This is a genomic window from Leucobacter sp. CX87 (assembly GCF_018682295.1).
In the GTDB taxonomy this organism is placed as follows: Bacteria; Actinomycetota; Actinomycetes; order Actinomycetales; family Microbacteriaceae; genus Cx-87.
In genome coordinates, this window is record NZ_JAFIRI010000008.1 from 162,352 (window position 1) to 178,415 (window position 16,064).

Below are 16,064 nucleotides of genomic sequence, written 5' to 3' on the forward strand. Positions count from 1 at the left end.
GTCTAGCTGATCTCGGCGGGTGGTTCTGCCGCGACCACCTCCGCATTGCCTGAGCCTGCCGTGGCGCGGCGCCGCTTGGCGGCGACGAGCCACCCGCCGACGATCAGGCCGATGCCGAGCACCAGCACCGCACCGCCCGCGACGAACCACAGGGTCATGTCCTGACTACCGGTGGCACTCAGGCCGGCGCCCGAGCCGCCCTTGGCAGGTTGGCCGGCGCCTCCCTCGCCGCCGGGGCCCGGATCCGGCGCGGGGGCCGCGGTGCGAGCACCGATCGTCGCCGGGGTGCCCACGGTGCCGAGCGCACCGACGGGAGTCAGCCGCACGGTGTACGCCGTGTTCGCGGGGAGCCCCGTAAACGAACGGGCACTTACGGTTGCCGCCACGCGCTCGCTCGCCACGAGTGTTCCGGAGCTCGGGTCGCCCGCGAACAGCTCGATGAGATGGCGTTGGCCGCTCGCTGCCCAGCTCGCGTTGAATGACGAGACCGTCGCACCCGTGATCGCGAGATCGAGCGGCGCGGTCGGGCGTGCCGGAAGTGACTCGATCAGCCCCATTGCATCGACGATTCCCGCGCCAAAGACGTGTTTGTCTGGGAACACGGCTGGGTCGGCCGTATTGAGCAACCCGTATGCGCTGTCGGGGCCGAACGGATTGACGGGCCCTCCATCGCTCGTGCCACGGGCAGTCGCCAGCACGCTATCGCGCAGCTGAGCGCCGGTGAGCTCAGGCGCGTAGGAAAGTCCGAGCGCCGCGACCGCGGCGGCGTTCGGCGCCGCGGCTGACGTGCCGTAGAAGCGATACACACCGGGTTCAGCCGGGTCCTCCTCACCAAAGAAGGTGGTCTGCACGCCATCAACAGAAGCGATCTGGGGCGAGTCGACAATGACCGGCGACACCTTGCGCGCCGCGGGCGTCGGGAACTCGAGCGACGCCGTGTCGTAGATCAGCGTGCTCGGGCCCAGTGAGCTGTAGCCGCGCAGCTCCGTTGGGTTCGCCCAGTCGAGCGAGGCCGTGCCGATCGCCGAGCCGTCGCCGGAGTGACCGAACACCATCTCGCCGACCCAGTCGGTCACGCCGTTCCCCATGAAGGCACGCTCGGCGATCGCGCCGCCGCCCCGCATGAAGCCGAGAAACACCGCGGGAGGGCGGGCCTCGGCCGCATCGTGCGCGGTGCGGACCATCACCATGCGTACCTCGCCACCGCGCGGCACCTCCACTAATCCGGACAGCCCGGGAAAGGGGCCGCCGAACGACGAGAGCGTCGAGATGAGCGCCGGCTCGGGGAGCGCCGGGTCTGCATTGTAGAAGCGCAACTCGTACGAGGTGGTCACGCCAAACACCGGCTCGCTAATCGAGGCGATCGGAGTCAGCTCAATGTCGGCACCGGGCTGGGTGCCCTTGATCTTCAGGGTGTCAAACGGCGTCTCCACCGCCGCATCAGGGTCAAAATCGAGGCAGTCTGCGCCGGCGGCGACCGCGACCCAGGCGGGGCATGCGGCAGGGCGGTAGGCCGTGGTCTGCCACGACGCAACTGGCTTGCCGGAGCTCGCGCCCGAGGAGCCCACCCCGTTCGAGTTGCCCGCCGAGGTGAAGTAGGTCACTCCGTGCTCGCGCTTTGCCTGTTCGATCGCCGCCGAGAGAAAGCCCTGCTGGTAGTAGGCCTCGGAGTACCAGGTGAGGTCGTCGACGATGACGGTCGCGCCGGCCTCCGCCAGGCCCAGGATGTTCTGCGCCATCTCAAGCTCACTGTTGCCCCCGCCCGCGAACATCAGCTGCGCGCCCGGCGCAATGCCGTGCACAAGCTGCGCCATGGCGCGGCCCTCGTCGGCGCCGCCGCTGGCGGTGAATGATCCGGGCAGGATCTCGACCGGGGTCGTGCGCCCACAGGGGTTCCCCGCGCCCGGCAGGGCGCCCGCGGCGACGTCGTCGGCCCACGAGGTGGGCGAGACGGTCTGGTCGAATGAGTCAGAGAGGATGCCGATGGTCACGCCCGTGCCGTCGACACCAAACGCGGCGCGCGCCGCGTCGGAACGTAGCGGGGCGTCGGCGTCGATCGGGATGGGCCCGCAGGCCGCGCCGGCGGGCGTCTGCGCCGCGGGACGCAGCGTGCCGGTTGCCGGCAGCTCCCCCGTCCCGGCTTGCGGGCTCAGGGCCGGCGTGACACTGACGACACCCGAAATCGCCTCGATCGCCGAGATTTGATCGGGCGCCACGCGAATGGTGGCCGCGGGGAACGGGCTGAGCAGGCTCTCGACGACCGCGAGGCTCTCGAGCTGGGCGAGCACAGCGGCATCAGGGGCGCCCGAAAAGATGACGGTCGCGGTGATGCGCTGCGCGTCGTCGAACGTCAGGCTGCCACCGCCCTCGACGGGGAGCGAGACCGCCTCGGCGATCTGCTCAGGTCCGACCGCCCCGCCTTCTGCCGCCTCGGCAATGCGCTCGCCGAGCGAGGTGGGCTCCCCCACCACGCCCGGTTCCTCGGCCTGCGCGACACCCGGCAGGGCAAGGACAACGAGTAGCGGAATTGCCGCAATGACGGCGATCATCGCACGAGACTTCTGACGCATGTAGCTCTCCCCCAGCGCGGCAGGGTCGATCCGGTTGATCTCGCTTCGCACCGCGCAGTCCACAGAGTATCGACGCGGAGTGGATCCTGTCCATAAAAAAACTGAATCCGAACTATTTCTCGCTAGTATCGGTGCAGCGCTGCGAAGAGCGCGTCCGTCGGGACGGTGTACCCGTCGGCGGTGAGCATCTGCACCCCGTGGAGGGGTCCGCCCGCACGCAAGGTCAGCCGGATCATCGGGATATCCTGCCCGCGCCCCTGTTCGAAGGCCAGCGCGTCGACCCCCACGATGTCGGTCCACAGGATCTCGACGTCCCGCCCGGGAACCCACACCGCGACGCTCGCCTCGCCGAGCGCCACCCACTCGGTCGCGAACCGTGGCCGCCAGCGCGCAGCCGTCGCGCAAGCAGGAGGCACCCGACCCCGCCGCCGACACCCTTGGGTACCGCGAAGAAGCGCATCCCCAGGAGCGGGCCAACCTCGCCTACATCTTCATTTAGCTGCGGGATGAAGCCGAACACTTGAGCTCCCGCGAACACCGCGGCCCCCGGGCCGCGGCGAGCACCACTCACATCAACCCGAGCAGCAGCGCCACGCGCATAACCCGAGTCGGTGCAACATGCACCCGGGAATCAGCGGTCGGCTGCTCTGCATGAGTCATCACGATCGAGCTCAGGTACCGAAATTGCGCATTCGGAGGGGATTGTGGAACGACGCCGAAGACATAGGTGAACGAGCGACTCTGACGGCTCAGCGCGGGCCGGGGGTAGCGCTCAAGGCTATCCCCAGCCCGCAGATCAGGACTCGTTACCCGTGACTGCGGATGGCGCCACAGCGTCAGACCCGGCAGGATCCTGTCGGCCTTCGATCTCTGCAGTAGCGGCCAGCTCTTCCTCGTCAACGCCCGCGAACTGGGTCATGTAGAGCGTGTAGTACGCGCCCTTGCCCGCGAGTAGCTGCTCGTGCGTGCCCTGCTCGACAATCCGTCCGCGCTCCATCATCAGGATGGTGTCGGCATCGCGAATGGTGGAGAGCCGGTGCGCGATCACGAACGACGTGCGGTCGCTGCGCAGCGCCGACATTGCCTGCTGCACGAGCACCTCGGTGCGCGTGTCGACCGAGGACGTCGCCTCGTCGAGGATCAGCAGCGACGGCGCGGCGATGAACGCCCGCGCGATCGTGAGCAGTTGCCGCTCGCCCGTCGACAGGCTCGAGCCGTTCTCGTCGAGGACGGTGTCGTAGCCGTCGGGCAGCTGACGCACGAAGCGATCCACCATGGTGGCCTTCGCGGCGTCTACGACCTCTTGGTCGGTCGCGTCGAGCCGGCCGTACCGGATGTTCTCGCGGATCGTGCCCGTGAACAGGAACGCGTCTTGCAGCACCATGCCGATATGTCCACGCAACTCGGCCCGCGAGAGGGTCGTGATGTCACGACCGTCGAGCAGGATCCTGCCGCTGTTCAGCTCGTAAAAGCGCATGACGAGATTGACGAGTGTCGTCTTGCCCGCGCCGGTCGGTCCCACAATTGCCACCGTGTGGCCCGGGCGAGCCTCAAATGAGAGGTCCGTGATGAGCGGGGTCTCGGGGTCGTAGCTGAAGCTGACGTGCTCGAACTCGACGTGTCCATCGGTGCGCTCGGGCAACGTGTCGGTCGCGGTCTCCGGATCCTGTTCGTCTGCGTCGAGCAGCTCGAAGCTGCGCTCGGCAGACGCGACGCCCGATTGCAGCATGTTCGCGATGCCGGCCATCTCACCGATCGGCTGCGAGAATTCGCGCGAGTACTGGATGAACGCGGTCACGTCACCGAGCGTCATCTGCCCAGCCGCGACCCGGAGCCCGCCCACGACGGCGACCGCGACGTAGGTGAGGTACGACACGAACTGCATCGCGGGCATGATGGTTCCTGACAGGAACTGCGCTCCAAACGAGGCGCGGAACATCTGATCGTTGCGACGGTCGAACTCCTCCGTCATGACGTCGTCTCGGTTGAAGATCCGCACGAGTTCGTGGCCGGTGAAGGACTCCTCGATGTGGCCGTTCACCTCACCGGTGTGCTTCCACTGCGCGGCGAAGAGCTTCTGCGAACGCACACCGACGACGCCGGCAACGATCGCCGAGAGCGGCAGGGCGACGAGCGCGATCAGCGCGAGCTGCCACGACACGATGAACATCATGGCGGCAATACCGAGCACAGTGAGCACCGACTGCACGAGCTGCGAGAACGCCTGCTGCAGCGCCGACTGAATGTTGTCGACGTCGTTCGTCACGCGCGACAGCACGTCTCCGCGCTGGCGCGAATCGAAGTAGCTCAGCGGCAGGCGGTTGATCTTCTGCTCGATGTCCTGGCGCAGGTTGTAGACGACGCGCATCACGAGCGCGTTGAGGACGTAGCCCTGCAGCCACATCAGGAGCGACGCGACCAGGTAGAGCGCGAGGACGATGATGATGAGACGGCCGAGCAGACCGAAATCGATCCCTTCGCCCGGCACGATCGTGGTGCCCTCCAGCATGTTCGCAAAGTCATTGTCGCCGGAGGCTCGAAGGCCCGCGATGACGTCGGTGAGCGGCACGCCGGCGGGAAGCTGTGAGCCGAGCACGCCGTTGAAGATGACGTCCATCGCCTGGCCCAAAATCTTGGGGGCGATCACGGTGAGCACGACCGACCCGACGACCAGCAGCACGACGATGCTGAACCAGAACTTCTCGGGCTTGAGGAGCCCCATCAGGCGTTTCGCCGACGGCCAGAAGTGCTTGGGCTTGCGCGCCGGGGTGCCGCCGAACATGTCGCCGTCGGCCTCGGTGGGCATGTACTGCTCGGTCTCGTCGACCGTCTCGGCCGCCTCCGCGGGGGCGGTGGAATCTGCTGAACGCTTCGCCATGGTTACGCCACCTCCGTCGTATCGAGCTGCGATCGAACAATTTCTTGGTACACGGAGCTCGTTTCCAGCAGTTCCTCGTGGGTGCCGCGGTCGACGATCTCGCCGTCCTCCATCACCAGAATCTGGTCGGCCTCGGTGATCGTCGAGACGCGTTGCGCCACGATGATGACGGTCGCACCGTCGGTCGCTTCGGGCAGGGCGGCCCGCAGGCGTGAGTCGGTCGCCACGTCGAGCGCCGAGAATGAGTCGTCGAAGAGGTAGACGCGGGGGCGCGCGACCAGGGTCCGCGCGATCGAGAGTCGCTGACGCTGACCGCCGGAGACGCTTGTGCCACCCTGCGCGACGGGCTCGTCCAGCTGCAGCTCCTTCTCGCGCACAAAGTCGGCACTCTGGGCGACGCGCAGCGCCTCCCACAACTCGGCGTCGGTCGCGTTCTCCCGGCCGAAGCGCAGGTTCGAGCCGATCGTGCCCGAGAACAGGTACGGCCGCTGGGGAACGAGGCTCAGCGCGCCGGCCAGTTGCCCGCGCGTGAACTGCTCGATCGGGGTGCCGTCGACCGAAATCGTCCCGCTCTGCGGGTCAAAGAGGCGAAGCAGCAGGTTCAGCAACGTGGTCTTGCCTGATCCGGTCGAGCCGATAATTGCCGTCGTCTTGCCCGGCTCGGCGACAAACGAAGCCTCCTTGATGACCGGGCTGTCGGCGCCAGGGAATCCGAAGGTGACCGACGAGAACTCGACCCGCCCGGCAGTGGGGTTGGGCGCGGTCTCGACGGCCGGGAACCGCTGGGTCGACTCGGTCTCGAAAAGCTCGCGCAGACGCTCGGCGCACACCGCGGCGCGCGGAATCATCATGACCATGAAGACGCCCATCATCACAGCGACGAGGATCTGCAGCAGGTACTGGAGAAACGCGGTGAGCGAGCCGATCTGCATCTCGCCGATATCGACCCGTTGACCGCCAAACCACAGCACCGCCGCGGTAGCGAGATGCAGCACCATCATGATGACAGGGAACATGAGCACGAAGAGGTTGCCGACCTTGACGGAAACTTCGGTGATCGCCCGGTTGGCCTTGCCATATCGCTCAAGCTCGAAGGGCTCACGCACGAAGGCACGCACCACCCGGATGCCCATAATCTGCTCGCGCAGCACCCCGTTGATGTCGTCGACCCGTGCCTGCATGGTCTGGAAGAGCGGCAGCAGGCGGAAGACCAGGAAGCCGACGACCACGAAGAGGACGATGACCGATGTCCAGACGAGCCAGGACAGGCCCAGGTCCTCGCGCAGCGCCATGATGATGCCGCCGATACACATGATCGGGGTGGACACCATGAAGTTCAAGGTCATCAGCGCAAGCATCTGCACCTGCTGCACGTCGTTCGTACCGCGCGTGATGAGCGGGCCGGCACCGATCTGAGTCGTCTCGAGGACCGTCAGCGAGTTGACCTTCTGGTACACCTCGCGGCGAAGGTTGCGGCCCATCGCCATCGACGTGCGAGCCCCGAAGTACACGCCGCCGATCGCGGCCAAGACGTTCACCAGGCAGACGACGAGCATGATCATGCCGGTCGACCAGATGAAGGCGCTATCTCCCTGTGCGATGCCCTTGTCAATGATCTGGGCGTTCAGGCTCGGCAGGTAGAGCGCCGCGAGCGTCGCGATGAGCTGGAAGATGACGACTGCGACGACAAGCGGCCAGAACGGTTTCGCGTGTCGCAGAAGAAGTTTGAGGAGAGCCAATGGAGTCCTTAGGGGTTGATCGCGCCGCCAAGAGGGGGCCAGGGTACACCTCGTTTGCGACCTTACGGTGCGGCGCGAGTGGAGAGTTTAGCAGCGCACCACCAGGCAACACCGAGAACTCCCCTGCGAGTATCCAATCTGCACATTCGCAGGTGTCCAGCGTCGCACACACCTCCGACACACACGCAAAAACGGCCCCACCCGAAGGTGGGGCCGTTCTCAAATCACTACTGAAGCAGTGAAATTAGACGAGCTCGACGGTTGCGCCGGCCTCTTCCAGCTTTGCCTTGGCAGCCTCAGCGGCGTCCTTGGCAGCGCCCTCGAGGATCGGCGTGGGAGCCGCCTCAACGAGTGCCTTTGCTTCGCCCAGGCCGAGGCTGGTGAGCTCACGCACGGTCTTGATGACCTGGATCTTCTTGTCGCCAGCAGCCTTGAGCACGACGTCGAAGGAATCCTTCTCCTCGACGACCTCAGCAGCAGCAGCCGGAGCAGCAGCAACAGCAACGGGGGCAGCAGCGGAAACCTCGAAGGTCTCCTCGAACGCCTTAACGAACTCCGAGAGCTCGATGAGGGTCAGGCCCTTGAACTGCTCGAGCAGCTCTTCAGTCGAAAGCTTAGCCATGATGTATCTCCCTAATCAGTGTTTGCCCGCACCTGCGTGACGAGCGATGGAATGAACCGCGCCAACCGAAGTTAGGCTGCGGCCTCCTGCTTGTCCTGCAGCGCACCGAAGCCGCGAGCGGCCTGTGCGAGCGGGGCGTTGAACAGATAAGCGGCTCCAACCAGCGAGGCCTTCATGGCACCGGCGGCCTTGGCCAGCAGTACCTCTCGGCTCTCGAGATCGGCGAGCTTACCTACCTCAGCGGCGGTCAGAGGCTTGCCATCGAAGTAGCCTGCCTTCACCACCAAAAGAGGGTTTGCCTTGGCGAAGTCACGAAGACCCTTTGCGACAGTAACCGGGTCACCGTGCACGAAGGCGAGAGCGGAAGGACCCGCGAGCTCGTCATCAAATGCAGTGATGCCGGCACGGTTTGCCGCAATCTTGGTCAGCGTGTTCTTCGCCACGGCGTACGTAGCGTTCTCACGGATGTTGTTGCGGAGTTCCCGCAGCTGAGCAACCGTGAGGCCGCGGTACTCGGTGAGCAGAACGGCGGTCGACTCTTCAAACTTCGTCTGAAGGTCGGCTACCGTAGCTTCCTTTGTCGCCATGGCGCTCCCTAGCTTGTGGAACCCGTTCGACGGATGTCAATCGGGGGCCAAACACACGGAGAAAGTAAAAAGAGCTCCGGCGCGGACGCACAGAGCTCGAGTGATTCGCATTGCGAATCTGCTTTCACACCTGCGCAGGTCTTTGCTTTCGCAAACGTTACGGTGTCCTTGCGGACAACCACCAGCGGTCTTTGGCCAAGGGTCAGCCTAGCGGATTCTGCCCGTCCAGGCAAACCAGCCGCAATTCGACCGTGATGATCGCGCCGCCCGAGCCGCCTGCGGCGCGCACCTCCCCGCCGAAGGCGTGCACCAGCGCGGCCACAATAGGCAGCCCCAAGCCGGTGCCCCCGTCGTCCGTGCGCACTCGCTGCGCGTCGCCGCGCACGAAGCGCTCGAACACGCGTGGCAAGACGTCCGCCGGAATACCGGGGCCGTTGTCCGCAATCTCGACCGCGACGCGCTCAGCCTCGTAGTCGATCCGCACCCGTACCGCCACCCGCGTACCCGAGGGCGTGTGCGCTCGCGCATTCCCCAACAGGTTCGCGAACACCTGGTGCAGGCGGTGCGGATCGGCATGCACGAAGATCGGTGCGGGATCGGTCAACTCGGCACCCTCCAGCACCCAGGTCCGATCCGGATCAGCCATCGCGGCGTCCGCGATTGCATTTCGCAGCACCCCCGTGAGGTCCACTGATTGCAGCCGGAGCTCCTGACCCTGATCGATCCGGGTCAGTAGCAGGAGGTCTTCGACCAGCGCCTGCATGCGCAGCGACTCGGCCTCGATCCTGCCAATCGAGCGCACGATGTCCTCGGGAAGGTCATTCGAGCCCATCCGCCGGACGAACTCCGAGTAGCCACGTATTGAGGCGAGCGGGGTGCGCAGCTCGTGGCTCGCATCAGCGACGAACCGGCGCACCTGCTGTTCGCTCTCCTCGCGATCGCGCAGGGCTCCCTCGACGTTTCCGACCATGCGGTTGTATGCGGTCAGCACCCGACCGACCTCGCTGCGCGGGTCTGCCCCGGCCAGGTCGATGCGATCGAGACCGATATCACCGCCCGTGGCAAGCTGCCGCGTCGCCGCCTCATCCGCCGTGCGTGCAAGGGTCTCCAGCGGGCGCAGGCTCCGCCGGATCATCAGTGAGCCGACCACCAGCATCGCGAGGACCGCCACGGCCGTGCTCAGCCCGACTGTCAGTGCAATGCGCGCGCTCGTCGCTTCGACCGGGGCAAGCGGGAGCCCGACGACGACAGTCGTGCGATCGGCCTGTCCGGCGATCAGACGGTAATTACCGGATTCGGGGCCGAGCTCGAGCGTGTGCATCGTGCCGTCGAGGGGCAGCCCGACGAGCCCATCGAGGATGTCGCGCGGCAGCGGCAACACCTCGCCCTCCTGGCCGATCGTGCCGCCGGTGAGCGTCCCCTCGCGCAATACGACGGCGAGGGTTCCGGGCGCCTGGGCCGGGCCCTGCAGCACCGTCGTCGCGTCAAGCGGACCCTGCGTCGACCAGAGCGACGTCGGGCCGGCACCGGCGACGACATCGGCCGCGCGACCGAAGGCGTGCTCAAGCTGGTTGTCCACCTGCGCGGAGAGGCTGCGCTGCAGTTCCCCCACGGCGATTCCGCCGACAGTCAGGATCGCGAGCGCCGCGAGCATTGAGCTCGCAATCAGCAGGCGCGCCCGCAGCGAGAGGACGCGGCGTGCCCGCGACGCACGTTCCGCCGTCATCTTCTCCTCGTGGGGCCGTGTCTAGCTGTCGGCCGGGCTATTGCCCGCCGGCTTCAGCAGGTATCCGGCACCGCGGACGGTGTGAATCATGGGCTCGCGGTTCGCGTCGACCTTCTTGCGCAGGTACGAGATGTACAGCTCGACGACGGTCGGCTTGCCCGAGAAGTCGTAGCTCCAGACCCGATCCAGGATCTGGGCCTTGCTGACGACCCGGCGCGGGTTGCGCATGAGGTAGCGCAGCAGCTCGAACTCGGTGCTCGTGAGCTCGATCAGCTCGCCCCCGCGCGCCACCTCGTAGCTTTCCTCGTTCAGCGTGAGGTCTCCCACACGCAGCACCGGATCGGGTGCCTGGGCAAGCGCAAGCAGGGAACGCCGCACGAGGCCGCGCAGCCGAGCCACCACTTCCTCGAGGCTGAACGGCTTGGTGACGTAGTCGTCCCCGCCCGCGGTCAGCCCGGCCACGCGATCATCGACCGAGTCGCGAGCCGTCAAGAACAGCACCGGGATCGTCGACCCCTCGGCGCGCAGCCGCGAAAGCACCTGCATGCCATCGAGATCGGGCAGCATGATATCGAGCACCATGATGTCGGGCTCGAACGACCGCACCGCAGCGAGCGCCTCTTGTCCGCTAGCGGCCGTCGATACGTCCCATCCCTCGTAGCGCAGCGCCATCGCGAGCAGACTTGACAGGGACTCCTCGTCGTCAACAACGAGTGCCCTGATCTTCTCTCCATTTGCCTTAGACAATGTGCTCCCCAACATGAGCCTCATTGTCCGGCTAAAGGCTATGAATCCGCTCGAAGGTTTCCGACTGCTTCGTAGGTGGGAGAATGGAACCCATGTCCACTCCGCCGACTCAGCCTGATTTCGCCTACCGACGGCGTCTCGTCACAGACGGAACCGACCGTGTCGCATGGATGCGAGCCCGGGCGCGTGGCATTACCGCGACGGATGTTGCGAAGCTTTCGACGCCAAAGTCCATCGACAGCGCGGCTTGGGCGAAGCTGCACGGGACGGGCTTTAGCGGAAACGCGTTTACCGACCACGGCAAGGCCCGGGAGCCCGAGATTGCCGCCTGGGTGCGCGACGGGTACCGCATCGAGTCGAGCTCGGCACTTTTCCACGCCCCCGGCGACATCCGACACCTCGCGACGCCCGACGGCATTGGCGAACGCGCGGACGGCGTGCTCGAGCTGGCCGAGATCAAGACGACGAACAAGGTGTGGCGTTCGATCCCCCGCAACTACCTGCGTCAGGTGTGGTGGCAGCAGTATGTGCTCGGCGCGGAACGCACCCTCGTGGTGTGGGAACGACACGAGAACTTCGTGCCCGTCGGTGACCCCGAATGCCGCTGGGTCGACCGCGACGAGAACGAGATCGCACATCTCGTGGGACTCGCGGGCCAGATGATCGACACGCTCATCAAACGAACCAGCTAGCTACCGCTCGCCGCTCAGCGACAGCTGCGCGAGCACGGCCTCGACGACCGTTTCGCGGGGCAGGTCAGGCTCAAACACGAGCCACTCGAGGCCCGCGAGCAGCGAGGCGCCAAACACGCCCGCCGCGCCGATCAGCCTCGCCGGGCGCGGCGTCGGCGCGGATCCTGCCCCGTTCTCAACAGCCGCAGCATCGAGTGCCGTCGCGAACAGCCCGAGCACCTCGTGGCGCAGCGCCGCAAACGACTGCTGCCAGCTGCGGTCCATGCGGAAAAGCTCGGCCGCCATCAGCTTCGCGAACTCCGTATTCTCTTGCGTGAGGGTGATCACGCCGGCGACGAGCGCGCGAAGCGCCTCCTGTCCCGAGAGCCCGGCCGATCGCTCGGACAGGCGCGCGGCGACCGCCACGATGCCTTCCTCGAGCAGCACCTCGAAGAGACGGTCCTTCGAGGAGAAGTTGTAGTACAGACTGCCTTTGGCGACCCCCGCCAGCTGCGCCACGTCGTCCATCGACGTCCCCGTGATGCCTCGCGCCGACGCCAGCTCGAGCGCCGCGTCGAGAATCGCGCGCTTCGTCGGCGAGGTGCGGCGAGTGGGTGCGGGTTCCGCCATGAGGTTCTGCCTTTCGCTCGCCTGGGATGGGGAAGCTGAGCTTCCACCATCCCAGGCTAGATCACCGGGTCCTGCCAGCCCGCCCGGCCCGCTAGATCACGAGCTCGGGGTAGAGCCGCTTCATGCTCCACACCCGCTGCCGCGCCGCGCTCCACGAGCTCACCGCGAGCGAGCCGATCAGGATCCCGGCCATGACCAGGATCGAACCGAGGAGCCGGCCGTCGATGCCGCCGGTGATGAGCTGGCGCAGCCCGTCGACGACCCAGCTCGCCGGCATGAATGGGTGCAGCGCCTGGAAGAATCCGGGCGTCGTCTCGACGGGGTAGGTGCCGCCCGACGAACTCAGCTGCAGCATGAGGAGCACGAGGCTGATCACGCGGCCGGCCGCCGACCCGAACAGCACGATGAACATCTGCTGCAGCGCCATGAAGGCCAGGGTCACCAGCAGCATGAACAGCGTCGTGCCCACCCAGTGCGTGGGTTCGAGGCCGATGCCGTAGACGAGCACCAGCATCATGATGACGACCTGGCCGACGCCGATGACCACCGCGGGCACGAAGCCGGTCAGCACCGCGCGCAGTCCGCTCGCACCTGCGGCGAGCGCGCGCTGCGGCAGCGGACGCAGGATCAGCCAGGTGATCAGCGCACCGACGAAGGTCGCCAGGGCAATGAAAAAGGGCGCGAAGCCCTCGCCGAATCCCCCAGCCTCGGCCGCGTTCGCCTCTTCAAGCGCGATCGGCGCCGCAGCGATGTCTGCGCGGCCCGCGATCTCCGTCTGCGTCAGGCTGGGGATGCGCTCCCCGCCCTCGGCCAGGCTGGTGTGCAGCTGGTCCGCGCCGGTCGCGAGGCGCGTGGCCCCGTCGCCGAGGGTGCCCGCCCCCGTCAGGATCTTCCCGGCGCCGTCTGCCACAGCCGTGGCGCCCGTGTCGAGCCGGGTGATGTCGGGGCTCCCCGCCGCGAGCGATCCGGCGAGGGTGCCGGCTCCGTTTGCGAGGGTCGCCGCGCCGCCCGAAGCCGCGCCGAGGCTCGAGGCTAGGGTTGCCGAACCGTCGCGCGCCTTCGCCACGCCGTCCGCGACCGCGTGTGCACCGTCGTTCAGCTGCGCAAGCTTCGTGGGGTCGGCACTCGCCAGCTGCCCCACGAGCGCCTGGACGCTCGAGTTCAACGTGGCGATGTTGTCGCGCAGGGTCACGCTCGATGCGGACAGGCTGCTCGCTCCGGTCGAGACACTGTGCGCGCCGGTACTAAGCCCCTGCAGCGCCGGCAAGAAATCGCTCGCTGGGGTGCCAGCCGGTGCCGCCGCGATCTGCGCGGCGAGGTCGGCGAGGCCGGCATCGACCCCGCTCGCCCCGGCCGCGACCGACCCGGCGCCGTCGGCGAGCTGCGATGATCCCGCCGCGAGACCGGCAGTGCCGTTCGCGAGGGTCGGCGCCTGTTCTACCAGTGTGCCGGCAAGGCCGGTGACCTCGCGTACGCCCGTCTCGACCTGGGCAGCCCCGGCCGCGAGATCGACGAGGCCGGTGTTGAGCGTGCTCGCGCCGCTCGCTGCCGCACGCATTCCGTCGGCGAGTTGCGTCGCACCGTCTGCTACCTGGCCGGATCCCGCGACCGCTGCGCCGTACTTCGTGCGCAGCGTGCCGACGCCGTCGGCCACCTGGCTCGCGCCCGAACTCAGTGTGCCGAGCGACGCGGCGAGCGTGCCCACTCCGTCGGATGCGGTCTGCAGCCCGTCGGCGAGGGTGCCCGCGCCATCGGCGGCCTGACGGATCCCGTCGCCCGCCTCGTTCAAGCCGACGAGCATGGCGTCGGCCGTCTGCGCACTCACCTGTTCGGCGACGGCGTCGCGCAGCTGGGTCATGCCCTGCTTGCCCATCGTGGTCGCGAGAAAGCCGTTGGCGTCGTTGTACTCGACGTCGATGCTCGCCTGGCGCGGCCCGTCGGTGCCGACCGAGATCGCATCCTTCGAGAAGTTCGCGGGCAGGGTGACCGAGAAGTAGTAGCTGCCGTCCGCGACGCCGCGCGCGGCATCAGCCGCGTCGGTCTCGACCCACCCGAGGTCGGCAGAGTCGACGAGCTCTGCCACCACATCGTCGCCGAGATCGAGAGCCTCGCCGTCGCGTGTGGCGCCCCGGTCCTCGTTCACCAGGGCGACGGGCAGGTTGGTCATCTCGCCCGTCGGGTTCCAGAATGCCCAGAGGTACAGCGCGCCATAGATCAGCGGAATGAAGAGCAGCACGGCGACGGCGACCTTCGGCAGCACCCCGTGACGGAAGCGCTTGAGCTCGGTGCCCGGGGAGAACATCGACATCATCGCGCGCTCACCTGCGCTGCGGCGATGGTCTGCGACGGAGAAGTCGCGGCCCCGGCCGGCGCGAGCCAGGCCACGGTGCAGGGCACGTCCGCGGCAGCTGCCTCGGCCCGCGCGGTGCGGGCGGCGCTTTCGGTGCCGGAAGCGATCACCCGAACGCCGGTCGCCGCGATGCGGGCGAGCGTCGCCCAGATCGCGGCGCGGTCCGCCTCGGACTGGAGGCGGTCGGCGCCGTCATAGACGAGCAGTTCGGGCTCCGCGAGGAGCGCGAGGGCGAGCTGCAGGCGCGCCCGGCTGAGCTCGTCGAGGTCGCGGACGAGAGTTCCGCCGGTCGGCGCGGATCCTGCCGCCGGGGCGAAGACCGGCGCGAGCGCGGCGCGCACGTCGTCCTCACTGGCGCGACGCTTCGGCGCCCACCAGGGGGCGAGCCAGGCACGACGCTCGGCGATGGTCTGGGCGAGCGTCACCGTGTCCTCGAGGTCATCGATCTCGTGGAAGCCCGCGATCGCGGCGCGGCGCTGGAGCGCACGGAGGTCGTGCGGGAGCTTGTCGCCGAGCACGCTGGCGGAGCCTCCGCTTGGGCGCATCCGTCCGGCAAGAGTGAGCAGCAGCGGGGTGCGACCGCTGCCCGGGGCGCCCGCGATGACCGTGAGCGGGGTGTCGCTCACGAAGCTCACAGGCCCAAAGACGGGCCCGCGTCGGGTGGCGAGACGCAGCTCGTCGGTTCGGATGATGGTCACGATTGGTCCTCTCCCCGGGGTCACCGGGAACTCCTGATTTGTACTGACCAGTCAGTTTAAATCGGATCGAGGGAAATCGCAAGGCACTACCTGGGCACGCCAAAGCGCCGCCGCGTCACAGCGGGCGGTGAGAGACACGCAGGCTCGTACGCGCTAAATTCGCGCGGTGTCGCCGGTCTCGCCGGGCATCCCGTGGACACCCAGGGCGGAGGTCGCGTTCGGGGCGAGGCGGTCGAGCGCATAGCTGCGCTCAATGAGTTCGTGTAGCGCGTCGACCATGCGCTCGACCTGCGGCACATCGCGCAGCACGAGGGGTGCCTCGGCGCCCACGAGCAGCTCGACGTCGCCCGCGGCCCACATGCGCTGGCCGAGCGTGCGGCGCGAGCGCACCTCGCGGATGCGCCCCAGCGACACTTCCTGGCGGTGGCGCACGAAAAACCCCGAGCGCACGATCACTCGCCGCGACGTGATGGTGTCCGTCTGTGCGAGCCAGGCGAGAAATGGGAGGACCACGAAGAGCAAGAGCGCGAGACCCGCGCCGAGTACCGCCAGGAGGTTCTGCCAGGGTTCGTCGAAGCGGCCGATGAACACTCCGGCGGCGCCGGCGATCACGACGAGCGCGAGGGCGACCCACGCGAGGTGACGCGCGTGACGTCGCACCCGCAGCACGACGACCTCGGGGCGCAGGTGGGCGGCCGTTGCGGGGCCCAGCGAGGCCTCCACTTCGGCGACCCGCAATGCGGCGCGCTCCTCACGGTTCGACATGCCTCCTATTGTGTCGGACGCGCCGAGGTTGAGCCTCCGCGCGCGCCGTGAACTTCAGCTCGGAGAGCGCGATCGCTCGCG

General features: G+C 67.5%; 13 protein-coding genes. 1 reads left to right on the top strand and 12 read right to left on the bottom strand.

Annotated elements, in window-relative coordinates; all coding sequences use genetic code 11:
- Positions 1-2: 2 nt before the first annotated feature.
- From KOE53_RS12495 to KOE53_RS12530, 8 genes are all read right to left on the bottom strand, one after another.
- The gene (locus tag KOE53_RS12495; RefSeq protein WP_188058707.1) at positions 3-2,621 is read right to left on the bottom strand and encodes a S8 family serine peptidase; all 2,619 of its coding nucleotides are present in this window, start codon (positions 2,619-2,621) and stop codon (positions 3-5) included.
- 71 nt (positions 2,622-2,692) lie between these two features.
- Entirely contained in the window at positions 2,693-2,986 is a 294-nt protein-coding gene (locus KOE53_RS12500) for a hypothetical protein (RefSeq protein ID WP_188058708.1), read from the bottom strand.
- A gap of 380 nt (positions 2,987-3,366) precedes the next feature.
- Positions 3,367-5,448 (bottom strand): ABC transporter ATP-binding protein, encoded by a 2,082-nt coding sequence (locus KOE53_RS12505; protein WP_188058709.1) that lies wholly within the window; start codon positions 5,446-5,448, stop codon positions 3,367-3,369.
- Positions 5,449-5,450: 2 nt separating this feature from the next.
- Entirely contained in the window at positions 5,451-7,187 is a 1,737-nt protein-coding gene (locus KOE53_RS12510) for an ABC transporter ATP-binding protein (protein WP_188058710.1), read from the bottom strand.
- A gap of 244 nt (positions 7,188-7,431) precedes the next feature.
- Positions 7,432-7,809, bottom strand: a complete 378-nt coding sequence (gene rplL, locus KOE53_RS12515; protein WP_188046341.1) for a 50S ribosomal protein L7/L12 — start codon at positions 7,807-7,809, stop codon at positions 7,432-7,434.
- A gap of 71 nt (positions 7,810-7,880) precedes the next feature.
- Positions 7,881-8,396: a 50S ribosomal protein L10 gene (gene rplJ / locus KOE53_RS12520; RefSeq protein ID WP_188046340.1), complete on the bottom strand. Its 516-nt coding sequence runs from the start codon at positions 8,394-8,396 to the stop codon at positions 7,881-7,883.
- Between the two features lie 202 nt (positions 8,397-8,598).
- On the bottom strand, positions 8,599-10,122 hold the full coding sequence (locus KOE53_RS12525; RefSeq protein WP_188046339.1) for a sensor histidine kinase: 1,524 nt from the start codon (positions 10,120-10,122) through the stop codon (positions 8,599-8,601).
- A 21-nt stretch (positions 10,123-10,143) separates the two neighbouring features.
- Positions 10,144-10,869: a response regulator transcription factor gene (locus tag KOE53_RS12530; protein WP_370566978.1), complete on the bottom strand. Its 726-nt coding sequence runs from the start codon at positions 10,867-10,869 to the stop codon at positions 10,144-10,146.
- A 92-nt stretch (positions 10,870-10,961) separates the two neighbouring features.
- Between KOE53_RS12530 and KOE53_RS12535 the strand changes: the two genes are divergently transcribed.
- On the top strand, positions 10,962-11,561 hold the full coding sequence (locus tag KOE53_RS12535) for a YqaJ viral recombinase family protein (protein ID WP_188046337.1): 600 nt from the start codon (positions 10,962-10,964) through the stop codon (positions 11,559-11,561).
- Here KOE53_RS12535 and KOE53_RS12540 read toward each other — a convergent pair whose 3' ends face one another.
- The 4 genes from KOE53_RS12540 to KOE53_RS12555 form a co-directional block, all read right to left on the bottom strand.
- Complete coding sequence (locus KOE53_RS12540; protein WP_188058711.1) at positions 11,562-12,170, bottom strand: TetR/AcrR family transcriptional regulator; 609 nt, start codon at positions 12,168-12,170, stop codon at positions 11,562-11,564.
- Between the two features lie 91 nt (positions 12,171-12,261).
- Positions 12,262-14,481 (bottom strand): YhgE/Pip family protein, encoded by a 2,220-nt coding sequence (locus KOE53_RS12545; RefSeq protein WP_251364332.1) that lies wholly within the window; start codon positions 14,479-14,481, stop codon positions 12,262-12,264.
- The gene (locus KOE53_RS12550) at positions 14,478-15,218 is read right to left on the bottom strand and encodes an ATP-binding cassette domain-containing protein (protein WP_188058712.1); all 741 of its coding nucleotides are present in this window, start codon (positions 15,216-15,218) and stop codon (positions 14,478-14,480) included. Before KOE53_RS12550 ends, KOE53_RS12545 begins: the two co-directional genes overlap by 4 nt.
- Before the next feature lie 153 nt (positions 15,219-15,371).
- A complete protein-coding gene (locus KOE53_RS12555) occupies positions 15,372-15,983 on the bottom strand; it encodes a PH domain-containing protein (protein ID WP_188058713.1) in 612 nt (203 codons plus the stop codon).
- Between the last annotated feature and the right edge of the window lie 81 nt (positions 15,984-16,064).

Coding starts and splice junctions, on each gene's coding strand:
- KOE53_RS12505 (WP_188058709.1), bottom strand. CDS start 5,448: ATGGCGAAGCGTTCAGCAGATTCCACCGCCCCCGCGGAGGCGGCCGAG.
- rplL (WP_188046341.1), bottom strand. CDS start 7,809: ATGGCTAAGCTTTCGACTGAAGAGCTGCTCGAGCAGTTCAAGGGCCTG.
- rplJ (WP_188046340.1), bottom strand. CDS start 8,396: ATGGCGACAAAGGAAGCTACGGTAGCCGACCTTCAGACGAAGTTTGAA.
- KOE53_RS12525 (WP_188046339.1), bottom strand. CDS start 10,122: ATGACGGCGGAACGTGCGTCGCGGGCACGCCGCGTCCTCTCGCTGCGG.
- KOE53_RS12535 (WP_188046337.1), top strand. CDS start 10,962: ATGTCCACTCCGCCGACTCAGCCTGATTTCGCCTACCGACGGCGTCTC.
- KOE53_RS12540 (WP_188058711.1), bottom strand. CDS start 12,170: ATGGCGGAACCCGCACCCACTCGCCGCACCTCGCCGACGAAGCGCGCG.
- KOE53_RS12545 (WP_251364332.1), bottom strand. CDS start 14,481: ATGATGTCGATGTTCTCCCCGGGCACCGAGCTCAAGCGCTTCCGTCAC.
- KOE53_RS12555 (WP_188058713.1), bottom strand. CDS start 15,983: ATGTCGAACCGTGAGGAGCGCGCCGCATTGCGGGTCGCCGAAGTGGAG.